Source organism: Gordonia liuliyuniae (assembly GCF_021739025.1).
Taxonomy (GTDB): Bacteria; Actinomycetota; Actinomycetes; order Mycobacteriales; family Mycobacteriaceae; genus Gordonia; species Gordonia liuliyuniae.
Genome location: NZ_JAKKOT010000001.1, coordinates 97,516 through 121,202 on the forward strand (window position 1 = coordinate 97,516; position 23,687 = coordinate 121,202).

The window sequence follows — 23,687 nt, forward strand, 5'->3', positions numbered from 1 at the left end:
ATCACCACCGGCACGCGGGCGAATCAGTTCCAAGACAAGCCCCGAGGGCCATCAGTCACCTACAGAGCCACACGCACCAGCGGCGAGGCCCTTCCATCATCAACGTCACCTGTTCGTGCAGCAGTCCCGCAGCAGCTGCAGCCGCGGCACCAGTCGAGCGAATGACCGATCGGCCCGGTTCACCGCATAATGTGCTGAATCGGAGGCGTCGCCTGACGCGAAGACTCTCCAGAAGGATGCGCAGTGAAGTCGTCGAACACCTCGGCAGGCATGGTCGTTTCGATCATGGCGATCGTCGTGGGCCTCGTGACCCTCACGGTGACCTTCCTCGTCGCGAACACCGGTGTCACCGGCACACCACAGGCGGGGAACACCTCGGTCGACCGGAACGACATGTCGAAGTTCTACGAGTTGGACGGGATCGACTCTGCTCCGGCACAGTGGTGGAGCACGAATCTCGCGACCGCCGGCCTCGAGGCGTACCAGTACAACACGACGACCGTCGACGGCGATCCGCTTATCTACCTCGCCGACCCGGCCGACCCCTCGGGTCCGGGCGAGATCGTCCGCTACGACGTCGTGAACGGCCAACCGAAGTGGCGGGCGAAGCTCGACTACCCTGCATCATGCACCCCGACCGTTCGCGGCCGTTACCTCCCGTGCGATTCCAACGAGGCGGGCAGCTCGACTCTTCGGTACGTCGACCTGGAGAACGGCGCGGTGACCGCACCGATCTCTACGCCCAACGAGATAACCAGCGTTACTCCCGTGGACCGTAGCGGCACCGAGTTCGTCGTCGCGGTCAAAGGCAACCGCCCCGGCGAGATGATCGTCCACCGCGGCACACCGACCGACATCGACTCCGTGTGGTCCGCTACCTACCGAGTCACCTACCCCGACCCGCCGCTCTACGTCGATTCGACCGGCACCCACGCCACACTCGGGTTCGGATCAAAGCCGGGCGAGTCCGCGACCTTCGCCCTCGATACGGGAACACAGATCCCCGATCCGTCGGCACCCTCCGACCCCGATCTGTGGGCCTGGTCGGACCGAACCAAGATCAGGATCGTCGACCGGCAACGCCGCACGTTCGAGATCCTCGACGCGAACGGCGCCGTCGTCGGGCGCGGCGCCGATGCCGGAAATCACTCCTACATCTCGCGGCTGGTCGGCACGGCGCGTGAAGACGTCGTCCTCGTCGGCAACACGGCCTACGACGCCTCCAGCGGTCGACGCCTGTGGAGCGACGAGCGTCTGATGAGATCCGACAGCGACCCGTTGAGTGGCATTCAATCGGCGGTGACGGCGATCGTCGACGACACCGTGATCCTCGACCTGCGAGACGACTATCCGGCAGGCTCGCTGATCGGACTCGACCTCACGACGGGTAAGCAGTTGTGGCACCGGGATTACCAGTCCATGCCGGTGCAGATGTTCCTCGACGGCACACGGTGGGTCAGCATCATCGACGACGAGTTGCAGTCCTTCGACACGAGGACCGGCCGCCAGGTGTGGTCGGTCGACTACCCGCACACGCCCACCGACCACGACTCCACCGAGGACGCGAGACTGTCGAAGACCGACGGAAAGCACCTCGTCGTGACCACTCCGACTACTCTCACCGTCTTCGGTCCAGCATGATTCACCCCGACCCGGACTATCTTCCCGGCGAGACCACTCCGCTCTCGTAGCCGCAGATGACAAGGTGAATCCGGTCGTGGACGCCGAGTTTGGTCAGCAGTCGTCCGACATGGGTCTTCACGGTCGTGATCCCGAGGTGGAGCCGCCCGGCGATCTCGCTGTTCGACAGTCCGGTGGCGACCAACTCGAACACCTCCCGCTCCCTGTCGGTGAGCGTGCCGAGAGCTTCCGGCCTCGACACGGGGGGCGTCGGCATGCGGGCGAACTCGGTGATCAGTCGCCGGGTGATCGCCGGGGCGAGCAAGGCGTCGCCTCGTGCGACGGTGCGGATCGCGTCCAGCATGTCCTCGGGCGGCGTGTCTTTGAGGAGGAAACCGCTGGCCCCGCCGCGGAGCGCCGCGAACACGTACTCGTCGTCGTCGAACGTCGTCACGATGAGAATCCGCGGCGCGTCCTCGCTCGGCGCGATCAATCGCGTCGCTTCGAGGCCGTCGATGCCCGGCATCCTGATGTCCATCACCAGCACGTCCGGTCGCAGTCGTCGCGCGGTGCGGACGGCCTCACCTCCGTCGCCTGCTTCGCCCACTGCGACCAGATCGGGCGTCGCGTCGATCAACAGGCGGAACCCGGCCCGCACCAACTGTTCGTCGTCGACCACCAGCACCCTGATCGGCTCCGTGGCATCGCTCATGCCGATGCCGCGGGGTCGGTCGCGGCGACTATGGGCAGTCTCGCCTGCACGGTGAACCCGCCGTCTGGGTCCGGCCCGGCGGTGGCCGCGCCACCCAGCAGTTCGGCCCGCTCACGGATTCCGGCGAGGCCCAGACCCGCCCCGACTGGTGCCGTCGCCGGCTGTGTACCGCCGTCGTCGGTGACTGTCAGGACCAACTCGGTCGGCCGGTGCGTGAGCCGGACCGTCACACTGGCCCCGGGAGCGTGCTTGACGACATTCGTGACGGCCTCCTGGACGATGCGATACCCGGACAGGTCGACTGCGGGCGGATAGGAACGCGGCCGCCCCTCCTCGGTGAGGCGCACCTCGGCCACCCCATCGTCGCGGATCTGCGCCGCGAGCGCAGGAAGATCAGCCAGCCCGGGGGCCGGTGCGGCCGTGCCCGAGGCCGTGGTGCGGATGTCGCGCAACAACCCTCGAAGATCGGCGAGCGCCTTGCGGCTGGCGGTTTCAATGGTCGCGAGCGCATGACGCGCCTCGTCGGGCTGCTCGTCGAACACGACCCGACCGATCCCGGAACGGACAGCGATCATGCTCAGACTGTGCGACACCACGTCGTGCACCTCCCGCGAGAGCTGCAGGTGCTCCTCGACGCGACGACGACGCTGCCGCTCCTCTTCCCACCGACGTTCCTGTTCGCCGATCTCGCGCTGGAACTCCCGGCGGCCACGCGTTGCATTCCCGATCAACCACGCCGGAACGGCGAGCACAGCCTGGACCGCATCCTGGTCGATGTCGGTGTACATGGCGAACGCGACCGCGGCACCGATCCACGTGATCACCGCAGCCGTGACCGAGACCGACAACGACACGTACCGACGGTGCATCGCGGCGACGGTGTAGACGGCGATCGGGAACACCGGACCGGCGTCCGACACGAACGGCGTGAACTGCACGCCGAGCAGCGTCGCCGCAACCAGGACAGCGGTGATGCACGCGAGGACGCCGATCGGCGAACGACGGCGGAGCACCAACGGCGCCGCGGCGATCAGACCGAAAGCCGCTTGGGCCGCAAGCGGCCCTTGACGGTCGACGACGCCCAGGAGGAGCGGACCGGTGAACAAGGCGAAACAGGCGATCGCGATGACCGCGTCGACCAGCGTCGCCGCTCCGTCAGCGCCGAGGCGGTGCTCGACCCGAACCAACCACGGCGGTCGCGCGGGCTCGGCGGACGTTGGCTCCGAGGAGAGTGGCATGTGTATCAACATACGAGCGAGCGGCCGCTGGCACGTCGTCCGCGCGGCCGGAGTTCGGGTCCTCCTCGAGTACGACCCGACCGTCCATCCTCGTCTCGAGGACGGTTCGATATCGGGCCCGCAGTCTGACGACAGCGCACCTCGCGCGGCGCCACCATTGACAGCATGACCACGTCGCAATCGCATCATGCCGCTCGTCCCCGCTTGTCCCGGCCGTTACTCGCACTGTTCGCCGCCTTCTTCGCAGCAGGCCTGGTGCAAGGCGGGTTCGTCTATGCCAATCGTTCCCCAGCGCCCGAAAAGCACCTGGCGGGCACGGCGGCGTGGTGGCCGCACCTGGCACTGGCTCTGTTTGCCGTCGCGCTCGCGGCCGGTGTCTTCGTTCATCGTCGACGAAACGGCCGCCGAGGGACAGCACTGCTTCTCCCGGTGGGTGAACGGGCGGCACGTCGCGTCCGCCGCACACTCGCCAATGCGTCCCGCGGACGCGGGCTGTGGCGCATCGTCGCCGCGATCATTCCCGCAGCGGTGCTGCTCTACGGCGCGTTCCGCGCGGGAGTTCAAGTCACCGGCGGACTCGACCCGGACTTCACCGTCAACGCGTGGGGCGGTCCCACCTACGCCGGGGCGATGGCCTGCCACTACCTCGACGCACTGCTGATGATGGCCGCTGCCGCGTGGCTCCTCGACAAGATTCTGCTGCGACAAGATTCCTACTTCGGGACGGACAGGTCGGCATAGTCCACCGCGAGTCCGTCCTTGCGCACGTCACTCTCGTGCGGTGACGACCACCGGCTAATCTGCGACGCATGCTCTCGTGGAAGCAAGTGCCTGCCGACGCCGTCGTCGTCGCGCCGATGAACGCATGTCCTGGCCAAGAACGATCGGCATCGGCGCACAGCACGTGGTCGCAATGTTCGGAGCGACCTTCCTCGTTCCGGTCCTGACCGGCTTCCCGCCGTCGACCACGCTGTTGTTCTCCGGCATCGGGACCATCGTATTTCTGATCGTCACCGGAAACCGCTGCCCAGCTACCTGGGTTCGAGCTTCGCGGTGATCGCCCCCGTCACCGCCGCGGTCGGCGCCCATGGCACCGGGAGCGCGCTGGGCGGCTTCATCGTCCTCGGGGCCGTGCTCGCAATGATCGGCGGTGTTGTCCACCTGGTCGGCACGCACTGGATCGACGTCATACTCCCGCCCGTGGTCACCGGCGCCATCGTCGCATTGATCGGCTTCAACCTCGCTCCCGCCGCGAAGGACAATTTCGTACAGGGGCCGGTCGCCGGTCTCGTCACATTGGTGCTGATGGTCGTCGTCCTGGCGTTCTTCCGCGGACTGATCGGTCGGCTGGCGATCTTCCTGGCCGTGGTCGTCGGTTATCTGCTGGCCTTGGCGATGGGGGACGTCGACACGTCGGCCGTCGCCTCGGCGGCATGGGTCGGGCTCCCCGACTTCGCGGCACCGGCCTTTCACCTCTCCGTGCTTCCGCTGTTCTTGCCCGCAGTGATCGCATTGGTCGCCGAAAACATCGGACATGTGAAGTCCGTGTCGCAGATGACCGGTCGGGATCTCGACCCGGTCACCGGCCGCGCGCTGATGGACGACGGGTTGGCGACGATGCTCGCCGGCGCAGGCGGGGGCACCGCCACGACGACGTACGCCGAGAACATCGGCGTCATGGCGGCGACCCGCGTCTACTCCACCGCTGCGTACTGGATCGCTGCCGGGGTCGCCGTCGTACTGTCGTTGTGCCCGAAGATCGGCGCAGTAATCTCGGCGATTCCGCCGGGCGTGCTCGGCGGCGCGACAATCGTCCTGTACGGCCTCGTCGGAATTTTGGGCGTCCGGATCTGGCTAACCAGCCACGTCGACTTCTCCCTGCCGATCAACCAGATGACCGCTGCGATCCCGTTGATTATCGGTATCGCCGACTTCACCTGGCAGCTCGGCGATCTGACATTCACCGGCATCTCGCTCGGGTCCGTCGCAGCTCTGCTCATCTACCATGGAATGCGGCTGTGCACTGCTGCGCGCGATGTCGGCGGACGCCGCGGGACGCCGTCAACAGTGTGACGATCGGCCGGTCGTGCGCGACCACTCCGGCAGGTTCCCTCCCACTCCGCACTCAGCCTCCTACTGTGGACGGCATGGGTACCGACGACGACACCACCACAGCCCCGGACATCAAACCGCGTAGCCGGGATGTCACCGACGGCCTCGAGCGCACCGCAGCACGCGGCATGCTTCGCGCGGTCGGGATGGGCGACGACGACTGGGTGAAACCGCAGATCGGCGTCGGGTCGTCGTGGAACGAGATCACCCCGTGCAACCTCTCGCTGGAGCGGCTGGCGAAAGGTGTCAAGGAAGGGGTTCACCAGGCAAACGGCTACCCCCTCGAGTTCGGCACCATCTCCGTCTCGGACGGCATCTCGATGGGACACGAGGGGATGCACTTCTCGCTCGTGTCACGCGAGGTCATCGCCGACAGCGTAGAGACCGTGATGAGCGCCGAACGGCTCGACGGTTCGGTACTGCTCGCCGGATGTGACAAGTCGCTGCCCGGCATGCTGATCGCCGCGGCGCGACTCGACCTGGCATCAGTGTTCCTCTACGCCGGATCGACTCTGCCCGGATACGCGAAGCTATCCGACGGTTCCGAGCGCCAAGTCACGATCATCGACGCCTTCGAGGCCGTCGGCGCGTGTTCACGCGGCCTGATGAGCCGCGACGACGTCGACACCATCGAACGGGCGATCTGCCCGGGCGAGGGCGCCTGCGGCGGGATGTACACCGCCAACACGATGGCCAGCGCCGCCGAAGCACTGGGGATGTCGCTGCCGGGGAGCGCGGCTCCGCCCGCGCCGGATCGTCGACGGGATCGGTTCGCACGCGAGTCCGGTGCAGCGGTCGTGGAGTTGCTGCGTCGCGGAATCACCGCACGCGACATCATGACCAAGGAGGCTTTCGAGAACGCGATCGCAGTGGTCATGGCGTTCGGCGGATCCACCAACGCCGTGCTGCACCTGTTGGCGATCGCGTACGAGGCAGACGTCCCCCTCACGCTCGACGACTTCTCCCGGATCGGTTCCCGGGTACCGCACCTGGCCGACGTGAAGCCATTCGGTGCGCACGTGATGACCGACGTCGACCGGATCGGCGGCGTGCCCGTCGTCATGAAGGCGCTACTGGACGCCGGTCTGTTGCACGGCGACTGCCTCACCGTCACCGGTAGGACGGTCGCCGAGAACCTCGCCGACATCGCCCCGCCGGATCCGGACGGCCTGGTGCTCCGCGCGCTCGATGCCCCGATCCATCCGACCGGTGGCATCACGATCCTGCACGGCACGCTCGCCCCCGAAGGCGCGGTCGTGAAATCGGCCGGCTTCGACTCCGACGTATTCGAGGGCACCGCGCGGGTGTTCGACCGCGAACGCGCCGCAATGGACGCGCTCGAAGACGGCACCATCACCGCAGGCGATGTGGTCGTCATCCGCTACGAGGGGCCCAAGGGCGGACCGGGGATGCGCGAGATGCTCGCCATCACCGGCGCCATCAAGGGTGCAGGCCTGGGCAAGGACGTCCTGCTCCTCACCGACGGCCGCTTCTCCGGCGGTACCACCGGACTATGCGTGGGGCACGTCGCCCCCGAAGCGGTCGACGGCGGACCAATCGCGATGGTCCGCGACGGCGACCGCATCCGACTCGACGTCGGCTCGGGCACCCTCGACGTCCTGATCGACGACGACGAGATGGCCGAACGCACACAGGGCTTCGAACCTCTCCCGCCCCGATACACGCGCGGCGTGCTCGCCAAGTACGCGAAGCTGGTGAAGTCCGCTTCGGTGGGCGCGATCTGCGAGTGAACGTGGCTACCGGCCACGTCCCGGACGAACTCGGGGAACTGCTCGGTTGGCTCACCAGAAGATCGCCGTCATCGACGACAAGATCGCCTTCGGCGGCGGCATCGACATGACCGTCGAGCGGTGGGACACGTCCGACCACACGACGTCGAACGAGTATCGCGTGACGCCGACCGTCTGGCCCCGATACCTCCCGATCCGGCACCGATCTGGCCCAGATGACCTCGAGCCCATATTCACCGGTGTCACCGTGGGCGTCTCCCGAACGCTGCCTGCCTACCGCACGCGCACACCGCGCCGATCCCCGACCGTCATCGACCGCCGTGGCAAGGCTCACAGCTGTGTTCCGATCGCATCCGTGACCTGCGCGGCCCTCGCTTCGGTAACGATGAGATCACCGTATTGATAACGGTCAGATAACGGCACGGGGTGGATTTCCGGTACGTTCGTCGGCAGTCCTCGAGAGCCGCAGGTCCCCACGACACCTCCTCCTGTCCGCCTCGGTACGCCTTCGAGGAGACCCATCCCCTCCCAACCTGTAGGTCTTTTCATGCCGCCGAATCGAAAACAGACACGTAACGCCGTGCTCGTCGCCGCCGGTCTCATCCCGATGGTCGGCTCACTCATGGGTGCGTCGTCGTCCGCGACCGACCACTACGCCAGCCCCTCCCCGACCAACGTCGTCAACGTCTCCCCCGCTGCGCAACCTGCGGTGAAGCCTGCGGCGCACAAGTCGACTGTGCACGCGCAGCCGTCGACGCCGAAGCCTGCACCGCAGAAACCCATCGTCGACAAGGCTCCGGCAGTCCCGGAGTCCGTCACCTCTGGCGCGGTTCCGAAGGTCAACTTCGCCGCCTACCACGCCGCGGAGGAGTCGATGGGGAAGACGGATCGCCGATGCCATATCGATTGGAAGCTGATCGCCGGCATCGGCCGCGTCGAATCCCATCACGCAAACCTCGGCGACACCGACAAGCACGGCCGTCTACGCACGCCCATCTACGGCCCCACGCTCAACGGATCGCTGGCGGGCAACCGCGTCGTCAATGACACCGACGGCGGCCGCCTCGACGGCGACGCCACCTACGACCGCGCAGTCGGCCCCATGCAGTTCCTTCCGGAGACGTGGGAGCACTACGCCGCCGACGGCAACGGGGACGGCAAGAGCGATCCGCAGAACGTCTACGACGCGGCACTGACCACCGCCCACTACCTGTGCGACGACGGACTCAACCTGAGCAAGGTCGCGGATCAGACGAAAGCCGTTCTGCGCTACAACAATTCGACGGAGTACGTGAACGACGTGCTGGGTTTCGCGCGCAGCTACTGACGTCCGCGGCACTAGACTCGACAACAGAGCGTGCACGTCGAGCGGCGGAGGTGAGATCAGCGTGATCCAGTACAGCCAGACCACGGTGACCGCTGATCGCACCCGTCTCGCCGTCCAACTCCGCGGGCACGGGCCGACACTTCTCCTCCTACCGGGGCAGGCGAACAATCACCGCTGGTGGGATCGGACCCGTAACGATTTCGCGGCCGAGTTCACGACGGTCACCTTCGACTATCGCGGCACCGGCGGCAGCCAGGAGTCGGACGTCTACAGCACCCCGCTGTTCGCCGAAGACGCACTCGCCGTGATGGATTCGCTGGCGATCGAGCACTTTCACGTCTACGGGGCATCGATGGGCGGCCGCACCGCACAGTGGGTCGCGATCTTCGCGCCCCACCGCGTCAAGAGACTCGTCCTCGGCTGTACCACCCCTGGAGGCGAGCACGCCGTCGAACGCAGCGACGAGGTCCGCAGGCTCCTCGCCGGCCCCGACCGCGACGCCGCACTCGAAGACATGATGTACACGCCGACCTGGCGCGCCGCACATCCCGGACCGTACCGCACCCTCGGTGACGAGACGATGACACCGAAAGCGCGCCACGGCCATCTCGCGGCGAGCAACAACCACGATGCGTGGGCCCGACTCCCTGAGATCACCGCGCCCACCCTCGTCCTACACGGCACCGATGACCGTTTCGCGCCGGTGGCGAACGCACAGATACTCGCGGATCGGATCCCCGACGCTCGAACCCACATCTTCGACGGCGCACGCCACGGCTACTTCGACGAATGCCGCGACGAGGCGAGTCCAATGGTGGTGGACTTCTTGACGGCGGACTGAATCCCGCACTGCTCGCCGCACACGTTGCCGCCCGAACCACTGCTCGCACCGACGAAAGGCATCCATGAACTCCACGTTCCGCGCGCTCCTCATCGACCGAGACGACGACAAGAAGCAGTCCGCCCAGGTCACCGACCTTTCCGCAGACCAACTTCCCGAAGGGGACGTGACCGTCCGGGTCGCCGCGTCGACCTTGAACTACAAGGACGCGCTGGCCATCACCGGCGCGAGCCCCATCGTCCGCCAGTTCCCGATGGTCCCCGGCATCGACCTGGCCGGAACCGTCGAGGAGTCGAGCAACTCGGCGTTCGCTCCGGGCGATCGCGTCGTCCTCAACGGGTGGGGTGTCGGCGAGCGCCACTGGGGTGGACTCGCCGAGTACGCGCGGGTGAGCGGCGACTGGCTGATCCCCCTGGAGACCGCCTTCACGTTCGAGCAGGCGATGAGCATCGGCACCGCCGGATACACCTCGATGCTGTGCATCATGGCGCTCGAACGTAACGGCGTCACGCCCGACGACGGAGAAGTCCTCGTCACCGGCGCGGCGGGCGGCGTCGGCAGCATCGCCGTCGCGATCCTCGCCAAGCTCGGCTACCAGGTCGCCGCCGTCACCGGTCGGCCAGAAGAAGCCGACTACCTCACCGGTCTCGGCGCATCACGCATTCTTCCGCGCGCCGACTTCACCGAACCCGGCCGACCGCTCGCCAAAGAACAGTGGGCGGGCGCCGTCGACGTCGTCGGCGGCCAGGTGCTCGCCAACGTCTGCGCAGGAACCAAGTATCGCGGCACGGTCGCCGCGTGCGGACTCGCGGGCGGCATGGACTTCCCGGCCACCGTCGCACCGTTCATCCTGCGCGGCGTGACGCTCGCGGGCGTCGACAGTGTCATGTGCCCCGTCGAGGACCGGCGCGAAGCCTGGCGGCGACTGGCGCAGGACCTCGATTCGGCGGTCTTGCAGCCGGTCACCACGTCGGCCACGCTCGACGACTGCGCGCGTCTCGCCGACGAGCTCATCGCCGGAAGAGTCCGCGGACGGATCGTCGTCCCGATCGGGGAGTGAGCATCGGCGTCACCGCACCCGCTTGGTGAGGTCGTGCGCCACGCGCAGCAGAGCCTCACCGAGTTGCGGGCGACGGGTCGCGGAGAAGCGCGTCTGCACACCGTTCAAGCTGAGCGCCCATTCCGGCCGCCCGGACCGGCGACCTCGCGAACTGGATGGTTGACCGGTGTAGGGGTGGTGAACCGGGTCATCACCGATCTCGGTGTGATCGACCTCGACGACGGGACGGCCACCCTCGTCGAGACTGCACCGGGAGTCACCCGCGACCACATCGCGTCCAAGACAGGGCGTCGATCTCGCCTGAGTCTGTGGCACAGGGATACGGCTGAAGCCGTCGACCGCGGATACTCCCCCCTGAGAGATACCCGCGGTCGGCGGCTTCAACGCTTTCGGCAGCGTTTGCCGCGGACGTCCGTCGACACCTACCTGGTCGAAATACGACCGGCCGGTCCCTCCGCCGAACGAACATCCGCTGCACCCGTCCCCATGAGCACGTCAGTTACCGTACAGCAAACCGAATGTTACCGCTAGTCCCGGTCAGGAATCGTCACCTCCGCGACCGATTCATACTGGTTGACGCCACCAAAAGCGCATGCCGGACGCTGGAGTTACTCGCGCCACCCACCTGTTGCGTTAGAAATTTCCACCTGGCAACATCGGATTGCTAGTATGTAACGGACATCAGGGGCATCGCGACGACCTAGACCGTCGACGCGTGTCAAAGTGGTGGCCTGGGCGGCGCGCCCGGATCACCGCACTCGACGGGGGAAGGCGCCATGGACAACGAATTCGCGGATCGGCTCAACAGATTGTTCGATACCGTGCACCCTCCGGGACGCAAGCCCCACACGAACGCTGAAGTGGCCGACGCGGTCACCGCCGCCGGCCACAAGCTGTCCAAGCCGTACCTCTCGCAGCTGCGCAACGGTCACCGAACCAATCCGTCCCACGAGACGATCACCGCGCTCGCCCGCTTCTTCAAGGTGAAGCCGGACTACTTCTACGACGACGTGTACGCGGCGAAGATCGACCACGACCTCGAACTCCTGTCGCAGCTGCGTGGCGCGAGCCTGCGACGCCTGTCGAGCCGAGCATTCGACCTGTCCGTAGAGTCGCAGGATATGTTGACCGCGATGGCAGAGAAGCTTCGCCGCGGCGAAGGGCTCCCAGAGAATCCGCTCGACTGACCGGGTGATCGACGGAGTGGGCTCGCCATCTCGTATCCTCTAGGTCGAGGAGTAGTTGGAGAAGTGTGATGCAGGTGGAATTCTCGCGCGTCGTGCGCCCAGTGGGCGTCGCCGCCGTCGTCGTGGGCGCCCTGTTCGTCACACCGGGCACCGCGCTCGCCCTGCCCGGGCACGACCATCACCACTGTCACCACCACTCCGCGTGCGGCGACGACGACAGCACCCCCGAAAGCACCGCCCCCGACACCACGGCTCCTAAGACGACGGCTCCTGAGACGACGTCCGAGACTCCCGCATCGCCGTCGACGTCGACCCGCGATGACGGTTCCGGCGATGACGACGACTCCGATGAAGACGACTCCGACGATGAGAGCACCTCGCCCGAGCCGTCCGAGCCGACGACCCGCCCGAAGCCGCCGGCACCGACGACGCAGAAGCCGAAACCGCCGAGCACGTCCGAGGAGGGACGCGACCCGGGCACCATCTACCAGGACCTCCCCGACACTGACGAGAACTCGTCGGCCGACAACCCGCCGATCCGCGTGCCGAAGCGCACCGCGACGCCGCGCACCCCGAGTCGTGGTGGCTCCGCGGGAGCACCGACTGACGCGAAGCGCTCCGAGACGAGCAAGCGCACCAAGACATCGAAGAAGCCCCCGACGTCGAAGAAGTCCAAGCCGTCGACGACCCGTTCGTCGAAGGCCCCGGCCGCACAGCCGGCTTCCGACCCGACACCGCCCGATCAGGATCGGGCCCGTCAGGCGCAAGCGCTTCCGGCTCCGTCGGACGTGACCGCCGGGCAGTACGCTGCCGCGGGCGGCGGGGTCGGCGGCATGATCGTGATCGCGGGCGCCGCAGGCCTGATGACCCATCGAAGTGCTCGCGCCGGCCGAACCCGGTTGAACGCCGCGCGCACGCAATTCTTGTCGCCTCCCAAGTGATGCCGCGTGTCTAACCCCGTTGAATCGGCCCGAATCTCGCACCGCTCGCACCGCCGTGTGCACGCGGCGGTCGACGCGGTGCTCGACGTCGCCGCTCAGAAGCAGGCCGGATCATTGGACGACATCGTCCGCGCGGTCGGCGAGAGCCGCCAACGGCCGATCTCCGTCGCCGTCGACGACCTCGCCCCCGGGGTGTGGGGCCAGCGTCGCGACTACCCCGATCGTGACGTGATCGTGTTGGCCCGAGCCCTCCCCAGTGAGGCTCGCACGCTGGCACACGAACTTGGACACATCGTGTTTTCGCACACCGGCACCGTCGCCGACGAGTCGACCGTTGAAGCTGAGGACGACCTGATCGCCTACATGCTGGGGCTGTCCGAGTCCGGCGATTCGGAACCGGAACACGAACAGGGAGAGTCGATCACCGCCGAAGAACTCGAACTTCAGGAGTGGGAGGCGGAAGCGTTCGCCGCACGGCTGTTGCAACGCTTGCGCCAACTCCACCGCAACCGGTCGCTGCGCCCGATGCTCCGTTACGACGAGGCCCTCGGATGACGCTGCTCACGTGGGTGATCGCGGCCTTGTGCGCTGCCGCCGTCGGCGCACGCATCGGGCGGCTCACCGTCCGCCCTCCGTCGTTGGCACGCACCTCCGTCGCCGTCGCGGCGATCGGCGTCGCACTCGCCGCAGCTGTTCGGACGCCGACCGTCTCGAGAATCCTTGATCCGTTCGGCGACGATGTCGCGGTACTGACCTTCGTCGGCTGCTGGGTGGTGGTCCTGACTGCGACGACATTGATCGGCGCCGCCGCGCTGCCGCGGATGACCCAGAGGGCCCTGCACGTCACCACTGTCATCACCGTCGCGGTGGGCTCGGCCGATATCATCGCGATGAGCGTGGTCGGCGAAGCCGTCGTCGGAACGGTGTTCGTCGTCGTAGCAGGCGTCATCGCCCTGATCAACGGGCTCCGGTACATCGCCTGGCATGCGTTGGGGCGCGCGATCGCCTACTTCTTGACCGGGATCACCGTCGTCACCGTCGTCCTGGCGCTCGACTTGCGCAGCCCGGACCCGGAGAACGGCTGGTGGGCGGCCGCGATCATCATCATCAGCTTCGCGTGCTCGTCGGTGATGCTGGCGTCGTGGTTCGTCGCCCGTCGTGACCTGCGCCGCACACACCGTCTGTGGGCGGCGCTGGCCGCCGCACACCCGGAGGTCGCGACCGGCGACTACCAGTCGGCGACTCCCGTCCTGGCCGCCAACGACCGCGTCTCACAGATCCTCGACGGTCTATACCTGCATGCGGGCGCGGGTCTGATCACGCCGGGCGACGAACCCGATCACGGCACGCCGCGCGCTCGCGCCCGCCAGATCGCGACGTGGCTGCACGAGACCGAGGTGACCCCGATCGACCCGGACAAGTTGACGACACCGGACGACCTGTCCGATCGCCGGTGGGTCCAGTTGATCGCCCGCGAGTACGAGAAGGCGCCGCCCGCCCGCGCTCAGTGAAGCAGGACGCCGCCGTCGACGGTCAGCGTCTGGCCGGTCATCCAGCCTGCGTCGTCGGACAGCAGGAAGGCGACGACCGATCCGATGTCGTCCGGCACGCCGAGACGCTTGAGCGGGTACGCCGATGCGACCTCTTCTTCCCGACCTTCGTATAGGGCGGTGGCGAAACGTGTCTTGACGACGGCGGGCGCGACGGCATTGACCCGGATGTTCGGACCGAGCTCCTCCGCGAGCGACGAGGTGAGGTCGATGACGGCGGCCTTCGACACCCCGTAGAACGCGATGCCCGGAGCCGGGCGGATGCCCGCGACCGATGCGACGTTGACGACGGCGCCGCCGTGCTCCTTCTGCCACGCCTGGTACACCTTCTGCGTCCACTGCAGAGTGGAGACGACATTGACGTCGAGGATCTTCCGCGCCGCAGCGGCATCAATGTCCATAAGCGAACCGAACACCGGGTTGATCCCGGTGTTGTTGACGAAGAAGTCGGCGCTGCCGAAGGTCTCGATCGCCTTCGCGACGGTCTCGTCCTGATGATCGGAGTCGTCGGCCGAACCCGCGACGGCCAGCGCGACGTCGGGGCCACCGAGTTCGGCGACCGCGTCGTCGAGCGCCTCCTGTTTGCGCGCGGTGATGACGACCTTCGCGCCGTCGCCGACCAGACGATGGGCGACCCCCAACCCGATACCTCTGCTCGCTCCCGTGATGATGGCGGTCTTTCCGGCGAAACGTGCGGTCATGCGGCTCTCCTGCGGTAGTCGACACCCATTTCAAAAAATAAGCGATTGCTTACTTTGTATCGCCGCACCGACTGGCCGTCAAGGCGGACGCCGCGAAAACAGTGACTACGCCCGTGGGCCGATGTAGGATTGTCAACAATCAATCGATTTTCGTCGAAGGGCGGCCGCGCTCATGGATTCCCGCGACATCTGCGATCTCTCCGCACTCGAGCTGACTGACGCCTACCGCGCCGGCACTCTGTCACCCGTCGAAGCCGCCGACGCGGTCCTCGACGCGATCGATCGGATCGACGGCAGTCTGTCGGCGTTCTGCGTCGTCGACCAGGACGGCGCGCGCGCCTCGGCGAAGGATGCGCAGCAGCGATACCGGGACGGCCGCACGCTGGGACCGTTGGACGGCGTCCCGACTTCCATCAAGGACGTGTTCCTCACGGCTGGCCTGCCCACCTACCGAGGCTCGACGCTGATCGCGGCCGCCGACGACGGCGTCGCGGCCACTGTCGACGCCCCGGTCACCGCGGCCACCGTCGAAGCGGGCTGCGTAGTCGTCGGTAAGACGACGACCCCGGAGTTCGCTTGGAAGGGCGTCACCGACTCCCTACTGGCCGGCGTGACCCGTAATCCGTACGATCCGGACCGCACCCCGGGCGGGTCGAGCGGCGGGTCCGCCGCCGCCGTCGCCGCCGGACTCGGCCCCCTGTCGACCGGCACCGATGCGGGCGGGTCGGTACGCATCCCCGCAGCCTTCACCGGCACCGTGGCCCTCAAACCGACGTACGGTGTGATCCCGATGTTTCCGTCGAGCCCATTCGGCACGCTCGCGCACGCCGGACCGATGACCCGCACGGTCACGGACACGGCCGCGTTCATGGACGAGCTGATCCGCCCCGACTCACGCGACTGGTCGGCAGTCCCCCGGTCGGCCACCTGCCCCGACGGCGAGGGCTTCCTCACCATGGCGCTCGACGGCCTACGCTCCGACACACCGTTGGCCGGGGTGCGCGTGGCCTACAGCCGAAACCTCGGGTTCGGCGTCAACGATCCCGACGTCGAACGCGAGGTCGACGCCGCCGTCGCCGCGCTGGCCGATCTCGGGGCGCGCGTCGACGAGATCGACCTCGGGCTCAGCGATCCCGTCGACGCGTTCCACGTCCTGTGGTTCGCCGGGGCCGCGGCCGTCGTCAAACCGTTCGGTGACGGCGCGATCGACCGGATCGACCCGACGCTGCGCGACGCGTTGAGCAGGTACCACGACTTCACCGCACAGGACTACCTGGACGCCGTCGCCGAACGGATGGCGTTGGGCGTCCGGCTCGGCGCCGTCCACCACACTTACGACGTCCTCGTGACTCCGACGACCCCGATCCCGGCCTTCGCGGCGGGCGCTGATGTGCCGCCCGGCTGGCACAGCCCCGATTGGACCTCGTGGACCCCGTACACCTACCTTTTCAACATGACTCAGCAACCGGCACTGTCGGTGCCGTGCGGGATGACGGACACCGGCCTTCCGGTGGGGATCCAACTCGTCGGCGCACGATTCGCCGACCGGACCGTGGTGCGGACCGGCGCGGCACTCGAGACCCGCCTCGTCGGACGGACCGCACGCCCCCGAGTCCATGCGTGCAGTCAGGCGCTCGCGTGACCGACCAACTCTCGGGATCGCTCGCCCCCGTCGTCCAGGAGTCGACGCCCGCGCTGATCGCGCGGTCGCTGCGTCGGGCCATCGCGGCGGGCGACTTCCCGCCGGGCGGTCAGCTCGGGGAGGCCGCGCTGGCCACCCAGCTCGGTGTCAGTCGCGGCCCGCTGCGCGAAGCCATGCAGCGGCTCACGCAGGAGGGACTGCTCGTCTCGAGACGTAACCGCGGATTGTTCGTACCGGAGCTGACGCCCGACGCGGTGTCGGACATGTATCTGCTGCGCACCACCATCGAACGCGCGGCGATCGAGCGAGTGCTCGCGGCGGGCGACGGCCCCGCGTGCGCCGACCGACTCGACGCGGCGGTCGATGCGATGGTCGCGCACTCGGTCCGCCCCGACTCGCCGGAGATGGTCGACGCCGACCTTGACTTCCACCACGAGTTGGTCGAAGCCGCCGGGTCGCCCCGCCTGTCGCGTGTCCACGAGACCGTCATCGTCGAGACCAGCATGTGCCTGCGCGCGACGGCGCCCACCTACGGCGCCGGTGAGGATCGGGCCGCCGAACATCGAGCCCTCGCCGACGCGATCCGGTCCGGGGATCTGGCGCAGACGACCACCCTGCTCGACGAGCACATGCGCGACGGCCTCGCGCGACTGACGTAGTCCAGTCCGGCGTGGTCACGCGGCCCGTCGTATGCAGCAGCCCGGTGTGGCGCACGGATGCAGAGCGCCGGTCCATCCCTCGTTCGACAGACCGATGGCGACCTTCCCTGCCGTCGAGCACGGACGATCGTAGACCTGGCCGAACGTGAGCCGAAGGGTGCGACGGCGCGTTCGACGTTCGTGAGGTAGCCGTGTTCGTGGCTGAGCGCAGCGGGCGCGGCGTAAAGGACCGCACTCCACGCGCGTTGCGCCCACGTCATGGGCCCCGTATGGCTCACATCGACCCCACGGTTCTCCGCAACCCGCTCCCGGCGTCACAGTCGTCGACGAACGTACGAAGAGTCGAGGCCGCATCCGACTATCTGACGGCGGCTCACACGGCAGCGACGCCGACGCTAGCCGTTCACTTGACTGGGATCCCGACGTACTTGGTCTCCAGAAACTCGTCGATCCCGGTCAGCCCGCCTTCACGGCCGAGTCCCGACTGCTTCACGCCGCCGAACGGTGCGGCCGGATTCGAGACCAGGCCGGTGTTGAATCCGACCATCCCCGACTCGAGGCGTTCGGCGATTGAGAGTCCGCGGTCGACGGACTCCGTCATCACGTATGCGACGAGCCCGAACTCGGTGTCGTTCGCCGCGTCGACCGCCTCGTCGTCGGTGTCGAAGCCGACGATCGCGGCCACCGGACCGAAGATCTCGGTGCTCATCAGGTCGGCGTCCTGTGCGACGTCGGTAAGGACCGTCGGCTGATAGAAGTGGCCGACGCCGTCCACGCGTCGACCGCCGCACATCACGGTCGCTCCGCGGTCGACCGCGTCGGCCACGAGGCGGTCGACCTTGTCGACCGCCTTCGCTTCGACGAGCGGCCCGACATCGGTTCCGGCGACCGCCCCGTCACCGACGGTGAGCGCTGACATCCGCTCGGTGAGCGCGGTTACGAACTCATCGATTCTGCTGCGGTGCACGAACATCCGGTTCGCGGCCGTGCATGCTTCGCCCATGTTCCGGGTCTTGGCGACCATCGCCGCGTCGACCGCGGTGTCGAGGTCCGCGTCCTCGCACACGATGAACGGGGCGTTGCCGCCCAACTCCATGGAGGTGCGGAGGACGCCGCGCGCGCACTGTTCCAACAGGAGCTTCCCGACCTCCGTCGACCCCGTGAACGACAGTTTCCGCGCCTGTCCGGAGTCGATCCAGGTCGACACCACGTCGCCGGGCGACGTCGTGCACACCACCGACAGCACGCCGTCGGGAAGTCCGGCTTCCGAGAGGAGGTCGACGACGTACAGAGACGTCAGCGGCGTCAGGTTGGCCGGTTTGTAGACCATCGTGCATCCGGCGGCGATCGCCGGACCGATCTTCCGGGAGACCATCGCGAGCGGGAAGTTCCACGGGGTGATGAGGATCGACGGGCCGACGGGCTCGGCGGTGATGATGAACCGCGACTTCCCGTCGGGGCTACGCCGCGCGTCACCGCGGATCCGGACGGCCTCTTCGGCGTACCACCGGAAGAACTCGGCGGCGTACGCGACTTCACCGCGCGCTTCGGCGAGCGGCTTACCCATCTCGGCGGTCATCAGTGCAGCCAGTTCGTCGGTCCGCTCGACGACGAGTTCGTATGCGCGACGCAGGATCTCCGAGCGGCGACGTGCCGGAACTGCCGCCCAGTCGCGCTGGTGGCCCGCGGCGGAGGCGATGGCTGCGCTCGCGTCTGCGCGATCCCCGTCCGCCAGCGTCGCGATGGTCTCGCCGGTGGCCGGATTCTCAACGGTGAACGTGCCGCCGGAGGCGGCGCGATGCCACTCGCCGTCCCGGTAGATCCCCGACCCCAGCGTCCCGACGATGTCGGCGACGGCGCGGGTCATGACTGCGCTCCCATCACTCGACGCACGGCTCGACCGAATCGCTGCACGCCCGTGTCGATCTCGTCGGCGGTGACGACCAGCGGCGGGATGATCCGCACGATCGACCCGGTCGGCCCGCACGTCAGCGTCAACAGGTCCTCGTCGATGCACGACTGTTGGACCATGCCCGCCAGCCGCGCCGCCTCGACCGAATCGGGTCCACCCGCCGACGCGGTCGGGTCGCCGAACTCGACGGCCGCCATCAGCCCGGTCGCCCGGATGTCGCAGATCTCCGGAACGCCGGCGAGGTCGGCGCGCAAGCCGGCGAGCAATTGCTCGCCGCGCACCCGAGAGTTCTCGACGAGGCCCTCCCGTTCGATCACGCCGAGGGTGGCGACTCCGGCCGCCGCGGCGACGGCGTTGCCGCCATACGTTCCGCCCTGCGACCCGGGCCAGGCCTTCGCCATGATCTCCTCGGGCGCCGCGATCGCAGAGATCGGGAAACCTGAGGCGATGCCCTTCGCGGTGATCAGGATGTCCGGGACGAGGCCGTCGGTGTGCTGATGGCCCCAGAACTTTCCGGTCCTACCGACCCCGGCCTGCACTTCGTCGAGGATCATCAACGCGCCGTGTGCGCGCGCCCGCTCGGCCAGCCCGGCGAGGAATGCGGGCGGCACCGCGAGGTAGCCGCCGTCACCGAGGAACGGTTCGACGAGCACCGCCGCGACCTCGCTCGGGTGGACACGGGTGGCGAGCAGGAAGTCGAACTCGGCGAGTGCGTAAGCGACGGCCTCGTCCACGGACATCCGCAGACGGAGCGCGTCAGGGAACGGCGTCGTCGCCACTCCCGACATGAGCGGGCCGAAGCCCGCCGAGAACTTGGTGCCCGCTGTCGTCAGTGACGCCGCCGCCACGGTGCGTCCGTGGAATCCGCGTTGCACCGTAACGATGTATTGACGCCCGGTCGCCATGCGCGCCAACCGGACCGACGCCTCCACGGCCTCCGACCCGGAGTTCGCGTAGAACACCGAGTCGATCCCGTCGGGGAGGTGGTCACCGAGCCGCTCGGTCAGTTCGAGCAGCGGTTGGTGCATGACCGTGGTGTACTGCGCGTGGATGATCTTCGCGCACTGCGCCTGCGCCGCCGCGACGACGTCGGGGTGACAGTGCCCAGTGCTCGTCACTCCGATACCGGTGGTGAAGTCCAGGTAGTCGCGACCGTCGATGCCGTGAATCCACGACCCCGACGCGCTCTCGACCACGACCGGAGTCGCCTGCTTGAGGATTGGGGAGAGGGATGCGCTGCTCATGAGGCCAGTGTGTGCCGCAACGCAGACATTGTCAACGGTAGGATTGTAGACAATATTCGTTGTGGGCAGTCCTCCGACGTTAGGGTGGAACCATGCGCGCACCGACCGTCGTCCTGTTGACCGCCGACGGCGTCGCCCCGCCTGCCGATCTCGACGCCGTCGCACAGCTGGCGCAGGTCCGCACGGCGACGGCTTCGACGCTCGCCGAGGAACTGCCCGGCGCCGACGTCCTCCTCGTGTGGGACATCTTCTCGGACGCGCTCGCGGACGCCTGGCAGGCCGCCGACACGCTGCGGTGGGTCCACGTCGCCGCCGCAGGCGTCGACAAGATCCTGTTCGACGACCTCCGCGACTCGGATGTCCTGGTCACCAACGCCCGCGGCGTCTTCGACGGCCCGATCGCCGAGTACGTCCTGGCGTGCGTCCTCGCACGCGACAAGCAGTTGCACCTGACGCAGGAGTTGCAGCGTCGCCGCGAGTGGCGCCACCGGGAGACGACACGGGTCGCGGGACGACGGGTGCTGATCGTCGGAACCGGTGGCATCGGACGCGCCATCGCGCGGATGCTGCACGCCGTCGGGCTCGACGTGCGGGGCGCCGGCCGAACCCCGCGCGACGACGACCCTGATTTCGGCGCCGTCGTCGACTCCGCCGATCTCGCCGACCACCTGCCCGACGTCGACCACCTCGTCATGGTCGCGCCTCTCACCGATGCGACGCGCGGCATGCTCGGCGCGCGAGAACTGGCCGCACTCCCCGACGGGGCGCACGTCATCAACGTCGGACGCGGCGCACTCCTCGACCAGTCGGCGTTGACCGCCGAGATCGCCGCGGGTCGGGTCGAGGCCCACCTCGACGTGTTCGACACCGAACCGCTGCCGGACGACGATCCGTTGTGGACGCTGCCCGGAGCCCACCTCAGCCCGCACATGTCGGGCGACGTCGTCGGCTGGCGCGATGAACTGTCGGCCCAGTTCCTCGATCACCTTCGAGTCTATCGAGACGGCGGACTGCCGGGTCCGGCCGTCGACAAGCATCGCGGCTACGTCTCCGGCTGAGTGGTCTGCAGCGTAGCGTCCGGCGTCCGCAGTCCGGCTGCGCGGGCGGCGTCGACCACCGCGTCGACGAATCGTCGGACTGGCCAGCGGTTCTCGTCGCGGATCCGATAGGTGAGCGACAGGTTCCGCTCGAAGGTGGTGGCGAGGGGCGTCAGGTCCACGCCGGGCGGAGCCGTCCGCGCGGCCAGGTCGGACACCAGAGTCACTCCGAGCCCGGCCGCGGCGAGCGCCATAGCGGTCGGCTGCTCACCGACCACGTGCCGCACCTCCGGCTCGAATCCGGCGTTGCGGCACGCGATTCGGACTGCACGGCCAAAGTGCGACCGCGCGTCGGAGAGGATCCACGGATCCGAGGCGATCGAGGCGAGCTCCACCGGGCCAGGGCCGAGTGCGTCCGTCCGCGCGGCCACGTACATCTGTTCCACAGCGACCAGTCTGCGCGTCAACGTCGGGCTGCTGGGCATCGCGTAGTTCGAGTAGTCGATGACGAACGCGACGTCCAACGACCCGTCCCGGACCGCGTCCGACCCGGCTTCGGGCATCAGTTCCACCGAGTGCACGACGATGCCGGGCGACCGCTCCGCGAGCAGCGACAGCCCGGTCGGCAGTAGACCAGTCGCGACCGACGCCCACACTCCGGCGTGCAGGGTCGCCCCCGAGCCGTCGCGCAAGGATTCGATGGCCGTGCCCGCACTGTCGACGGCGTCGAGGATCTCGTCCGCATGGTCGGCGAGGAGTTCGCCGGCTTCGGTCAACATGATCCGGCGGCCGTGCCGCGCGAAGAGGTCGGCTCCAGCCTCGCGTTCCAGGAGAGACAGCTGTTGGGACACGGTCGACGTGGAGTAGTGGAGGGCTTCGGCGACCGCCCGGACAGTTCCGCGGCGCCGCAGCTCCCTGAGAAGTTTCAGGCGATGCAGCGTGACCTCCATGCCTCCAGGGTAGGTCGGTTGGTGATCGGTTAAAGCGAACAGTCGTGTTCACAATCAACACGTGGACATATCCGCAGGTCAGCGGCCATCCTGGAGGCACACCCGGAAGGAGGCACACGATGACACTCACCCCGATCGAACGGCCCGGATCGGTCCCCGCCGTCCCGGAGACACCGGCCGCCCGAACGATGGCCACTCCTCGCAGGCGTTCGCCCTACCTGCGGATGGAGTGGATCGACGCCGAGACCGGCGCCGTCGGGTGGCTCGTCGTCGACTCGCTGGTTCAGGGCATGGCGACAGGCGGCACTCGGATGCGCGCGGGGTGCACGGTCGACGAGGTCGCAGATCTCGCGTACGGCATGTCGAATAAGACGGCCGCGTTCGACCTGCCGGTGGGTGGAGCCAAGGGCGGCATCGACTTCGATCCTAAGGATCCGCGCGCCGTCGACGTGCTCACTCGCTTCTGTGACGCGATGCGTCCGTATCTCGACCGCCACTGGGTAACGGCCGAGGATCTCGGCGTGACACAGGATCTCATCGACACCGTGTTCGCGCGGCTGGGGATGGCGCAGTCGTATCACGCGGCAATCGCACGTTCGGACGATCCGGCAGCGACCACCGCACGGGTGATGGCCGGACTTCACGCGCACGCGCCCGGCGGAGCTCTTGGTGATGTGATCGGCGGATTCGGTGTGGCACGTGCGGTCCTGGCGGCGGCCCGCGCCACCGGTCGTTCGCCGCGCGAGACGACCGTCGCCGTCCAGGGTGTCGGCACGATGGGCGGCGGCACCGCGTTCTACCTCCACCAGGCAGGCTCTCGGGTCGTCGCACTCGCGGACGCTGCGGGGACTCTGTACGACCCGGAAGGCCTCGACGTCCCGGCGCTGTTGGACACGCGGAACCGGTTCGGCGAGATGGACCGCGACCAGGTCCCGGCGTCGGTGCAGCGACTCCCGCGCGAGGCGCTCCTGTCGACCACGTGCGACGTCCTGGTCCCTGCCGCGGTGTCGTACGCGATCACCGCCGACAACTGCGCGGCGATCGACGCCGCGATCGTCGTCGAGGCGGCTAACGCACCGACCACGATCGACGCCGAACTGGACCTGACGGCACGCGGTATCGCCGTCGTGCCCGACTTCATCGCCAACGCGGGCGCCGTCGCCTGGGCGTGGTGGCTTCTCCTCGGCTGGGTGGGCGACGACT

21 protein-coding genes and 2 pseudogenes are annotated in these 23,687 nt (G+C 67.9%); 16 read left to right on the forward strand and 7 right to left on the reverse strand.

All coding sequences use genetic code 11. From position 1 onward, the window contains the following. Positions 1–243: 243 nt before the first annotated feature. The gene (locus L5G28_RS19370) at positions 244–1,641 is read left to right on the forward strand and encodes an outer membrane protein assembly factor BamB family protein (protein ID WP_236999862.1); all 1,398 of its coding nucleotides are present in this window, start codon (positions 244–246) and stop codon (positions 1,639–1,641) included. A 16-nt stretch (positions 1,642–1,657) separates the two neighbouring features. Here L5G28_RS19370 and L5G28_RS00480 read toward each other — a convergent pair whose 3' ends face one another. Together L5G28_RS00480 and L5G28_RS00485 are read right to left on the reverse strand one after the other, a co-directional pair. Then, positions 1,658–2,332 (reverse strand): response regulator, encoded by a 675-nt coding sequence (locus tag L5G28_RS00480; protein WP_236999863.1) that lies wholly within the window; start codon positions 2,330–2,332, stop codon positions 1,658–1,660. Continuing rightward, positions 2,329–3,570, reverse strand: coding sequence for a sensor histidine kinase (locus L5G28_RS00485; RefSeq protein WP_236999864.1), 1,242 nt, complete (start codon positions 3,568–3,570; stop codon positions 2,329–2,331). Before L5G28_RS00485 ends, L5G28_RS00480 begins: the two co-directional genes overlap by 4 nt. A 165-nt stretch (positions 3,571–3,735) precedes the next feature. Here L5G28_RS00485 and L5G28_RS00490 point away from each other — a divergent pair, with 165 nt between their 5' ends. From L5G28_RS00490 to acuI, 7 genes and pseudogenes are all read left to right on the forward strand, one after another. Continuing rightward, a complete protein-coding gene (locus tag L5G28_RS00490) occupies positions 3,736–4,311 on the forward strand; it encodes a hypothetical protein (protein WP_236999865.1) in 576 nt (191 codons plus the stop codon). 68 nt (positions 4,312–4,379) lie between these two features. Beyond that, positions 4,380–5,643, forward strand: a pseudogene (locus tag L5G28_RS00495) (uracil-xanthine permease family protein). Between the two features lie 74 nt (positions 5,644–5,717). After that, positions 5,718–7,433, forward strand: a complete 1,716-nt coding sequence (gene ilvD, locus L5G28_RS00500) for a dihydroxy-acid dehydratase (RefSeq protein ID WP_236999866.1) — start codon at positions 5,718–5,720, stop codon at positions 7,431–7,433. A 46-nt stretch (positions 7,434–7,479) separates the two neighbouring features. Next, complete coding sequence (locus L5G28_RS00505) at positions 7,480–7,836, forward strand: hypothetical protein (protein WP_236999968.1); 357 nt, start codon at positions 7,480–7,482, stop codon at positions 7,834–7,836. Positions 7,837–7,980: 144 nt separating this feature from the next. After that, complete coding sequence (locus L5G28_RS00510; protein WP_236999867.1) at positions 7,981–8,760, forward strand: lytic transglycosylase domain-containing protein; 780 nt, start codon at positions 7,981–7,983, stop codon at positions 8,758–8,760. 61 nt (positions 8,761–8,821) lie between these two features. Beyond that, entirely contained in the window at positions 8,822–9,601 is a 780-nt protein-coding gene (locus tag L5G28_RS00515) for an alpha/beta fold hydrolase (RefSeq protein ID WP_372477130.1), read from the forward strand. Between the two features lie 64 nt (positions 9,602–9,665). Then, a complete protein-coding gene (gene acuI, locus L5G28_RS00520) occupies positions 9,666–10,661 on the forward strand; it encodes an acrylyl-CoA reductase (NADPH) (RefSeq protein ID WP_236999868.1) in 996 nt (331 codons plus the stop codon). A gap of 9 nt (positions 10,662–10,670) precedes the next feature. Here the strand turns inward: acuI and L5G28_RS00525 are convergent, their stop codons facing one another. Then, positions 10,671–10,931, reverse strand: a complete 261-nt coding sequence (locus L5G28_RS00525; protein ID WP_236999869.1) for a hypothetical protein — start codon at positions 10,929–10,931, stop codon at positions 10,671–10,673. 506 nt (positions 10,932–11,437) lie between these two features. On the opposite strand from L5G28_RS00525, the gene L5G28_RS00530 reads away from it, so the two are divergent. From L5G28_RS00530 to L5G28_RS00545, 4 genes are all read left to right on the forward strand, one after another. Beyond that, positions 11,438–11,848, forward strand: coding sequence for a helix-turn-helix domain-containing protein (locus tag L5G28_RS00530; RefSeq protein ID WP_236996754.1), 411 nt, complete (start codon positions 11,438–11,440; stop codon positions 11,846–11,848). A 68-nt stretch (positions 11,849–11,916) separates the two neighbouring features. Further along, positions 11,917–12,789: a hypothetical protein gene (locus tag L5G28_RS00535; protein ID WP_236999870.1), complete on the forward strand. Its 873-nt coding sequence runs from the start codon at positions 11,917–11,919 to the stop codon at positions 12,787–12,789. A gap of 6 nt (positions 12,790–12,795) precedes the next feature. Further along, the gene (locus L5G28_RS00540) at positions 12,796–13,344 is read left to right on the forward strand and encodes an ImmA/IrrE family metallo-endopeptidase (protein WP_236996752.1); all 549 of its coding nucleotides are present in this window, start codon (positions 12,796–12,798) and stop codon (positions 13,342–13,344) included. Beyond that, the gene (locus L5G28_RS00545; protein ID WP_236996751.1) at positions 13,341–14,300 is read left to right on the forward strand and encodes a hypothetical protein; all 960 of its coding nucleotides are present in this window, start codon (positions 13,341–13,343) and stop codon (positions 14,298–14,300) included. Before L5G28_RS00540 ends, L5G28_RS00545 begins: the two co-directional genes overlap by 4 nt. On the opposite strand, the gene L5G28_RS00550 is transcribed toward L5G28_RS00545, so the two are convergent. Then, a complete protein-coding gene (locus L5G28_RS00550) occupies positions 14,294–15,040 on the reverse strand; it encodes an SDR family oxidoreductase (RefSeq protein ID WP_236996750.1) in 747 nt (248 codons plus the stop codon). The genes L5G28_RS00545 and L5G28_RS00550 overlap by 7 nt on opposite strands. A 172-nt stretch (positions 15,041–15,212) precedes the next feature. On the opposite strand from L5G28_RS00550, the gene L5G28_RS00555 reads away from it, so the two are divergent. Then, positions 15,213–16,682, forward strand: coding sequence for an amidase (locus L5G28_RS00555; RefSeq protein ID WP_236999871.1), 1,470 nt, complete (start codon positions 15,213–15,215; stop codon positions 16,680–16,682). Continuing rightward, complete coding sequence (locus L5G28_RS00560) at positions 16,679–17,341, forward strand: GntR family transcriptional regulator (protein WP_236996748.1); 663 nt, start codon at positions 16,679–16,681, stop codon at positions 17,339–17,341. Before L5G28_RS00555 ends, L5G28_RS00560 begins: the two co-directional genes overlap by 4 nt. 403 nt (positions 17,342–17,744) lie before the next feature. Here the strand turns inward: L5G28_RS00560 and L5G28_RS00565 are convergent, their stop codons facing one another. Next, a complete protein-coding gene (locus tag L5G28_RS00565; RefSeq protein WP_236999872.1) occupies positions 17,745–19,208 on the reverse strand; it encodes an NAD-dependent succinate-semialdehyde dehydrogenase in 1,464 nt (487 codons plus the stop codon). Next, on the reverse strand, positions 19,205–20,497 hold the full coding sequence (locus tag L5G28_RS00570; RefSeq protein ID WP_236996746.1) for an aspartate aminotransferase family protein: 1,293 nt from the start codon (positions 20,495–20,497) through the stop codon (positions 19,205–19,207). The genes L5G28_RS00565 and L5G28_RS00570 overlap by 4 nt, the downstream gene beginning before the upstream one ends. A gap of 92 nt (positions 20,498–20,589) precedes the next feature. On the opposite strand from L5G28_RS00570, the gene L5G28_RS00575 reads away from it, so the two are divergent. Beyond that, entirely contained in the window at positions 20,590–21,555 is a 966-nt protein-coding gene (locus tag L5G28_RS00575) for a D-2-hydroxyacid dehydrogenase (RefSeq protein WP_236999873.1), read from the forward strand. On the opposite strand, the gene L5G28_RS00580 is transcribed toward L5G28_RS00575, so the two are convergent. Continuing rightward, positions 21,540–22,484 (reverse strand): LysR substrate-binding domain-containing protein, encoded by a 945-nt coding sequence (locus L5G28_RS00580; protein WP_236999874.1) that lies wholly within the window; start codon positions 22,482–22,484, stop codon positions 21,540–21,542. The two genes, L5G28_RS00575 and L5G28_RS00580, sit on opposite strands and share 16 nt — an antisense overlap. A gap of 224 nt (positions 22,485–22,708) precedes the next feature. Between L5G28_RS00580 and L5G28_RS00585 the strand changes: the two are divergent. Then, positions 22,709–23,638: pseudogene (locus L5G28_RS00585) on the forward strand (Glu/Leu/Phe/Val dehydrogenase dimerization domain-containing protein); the annotation flags it as partial. Positions 23,639–23,687 lie beyond the last annotated feature (49 nt).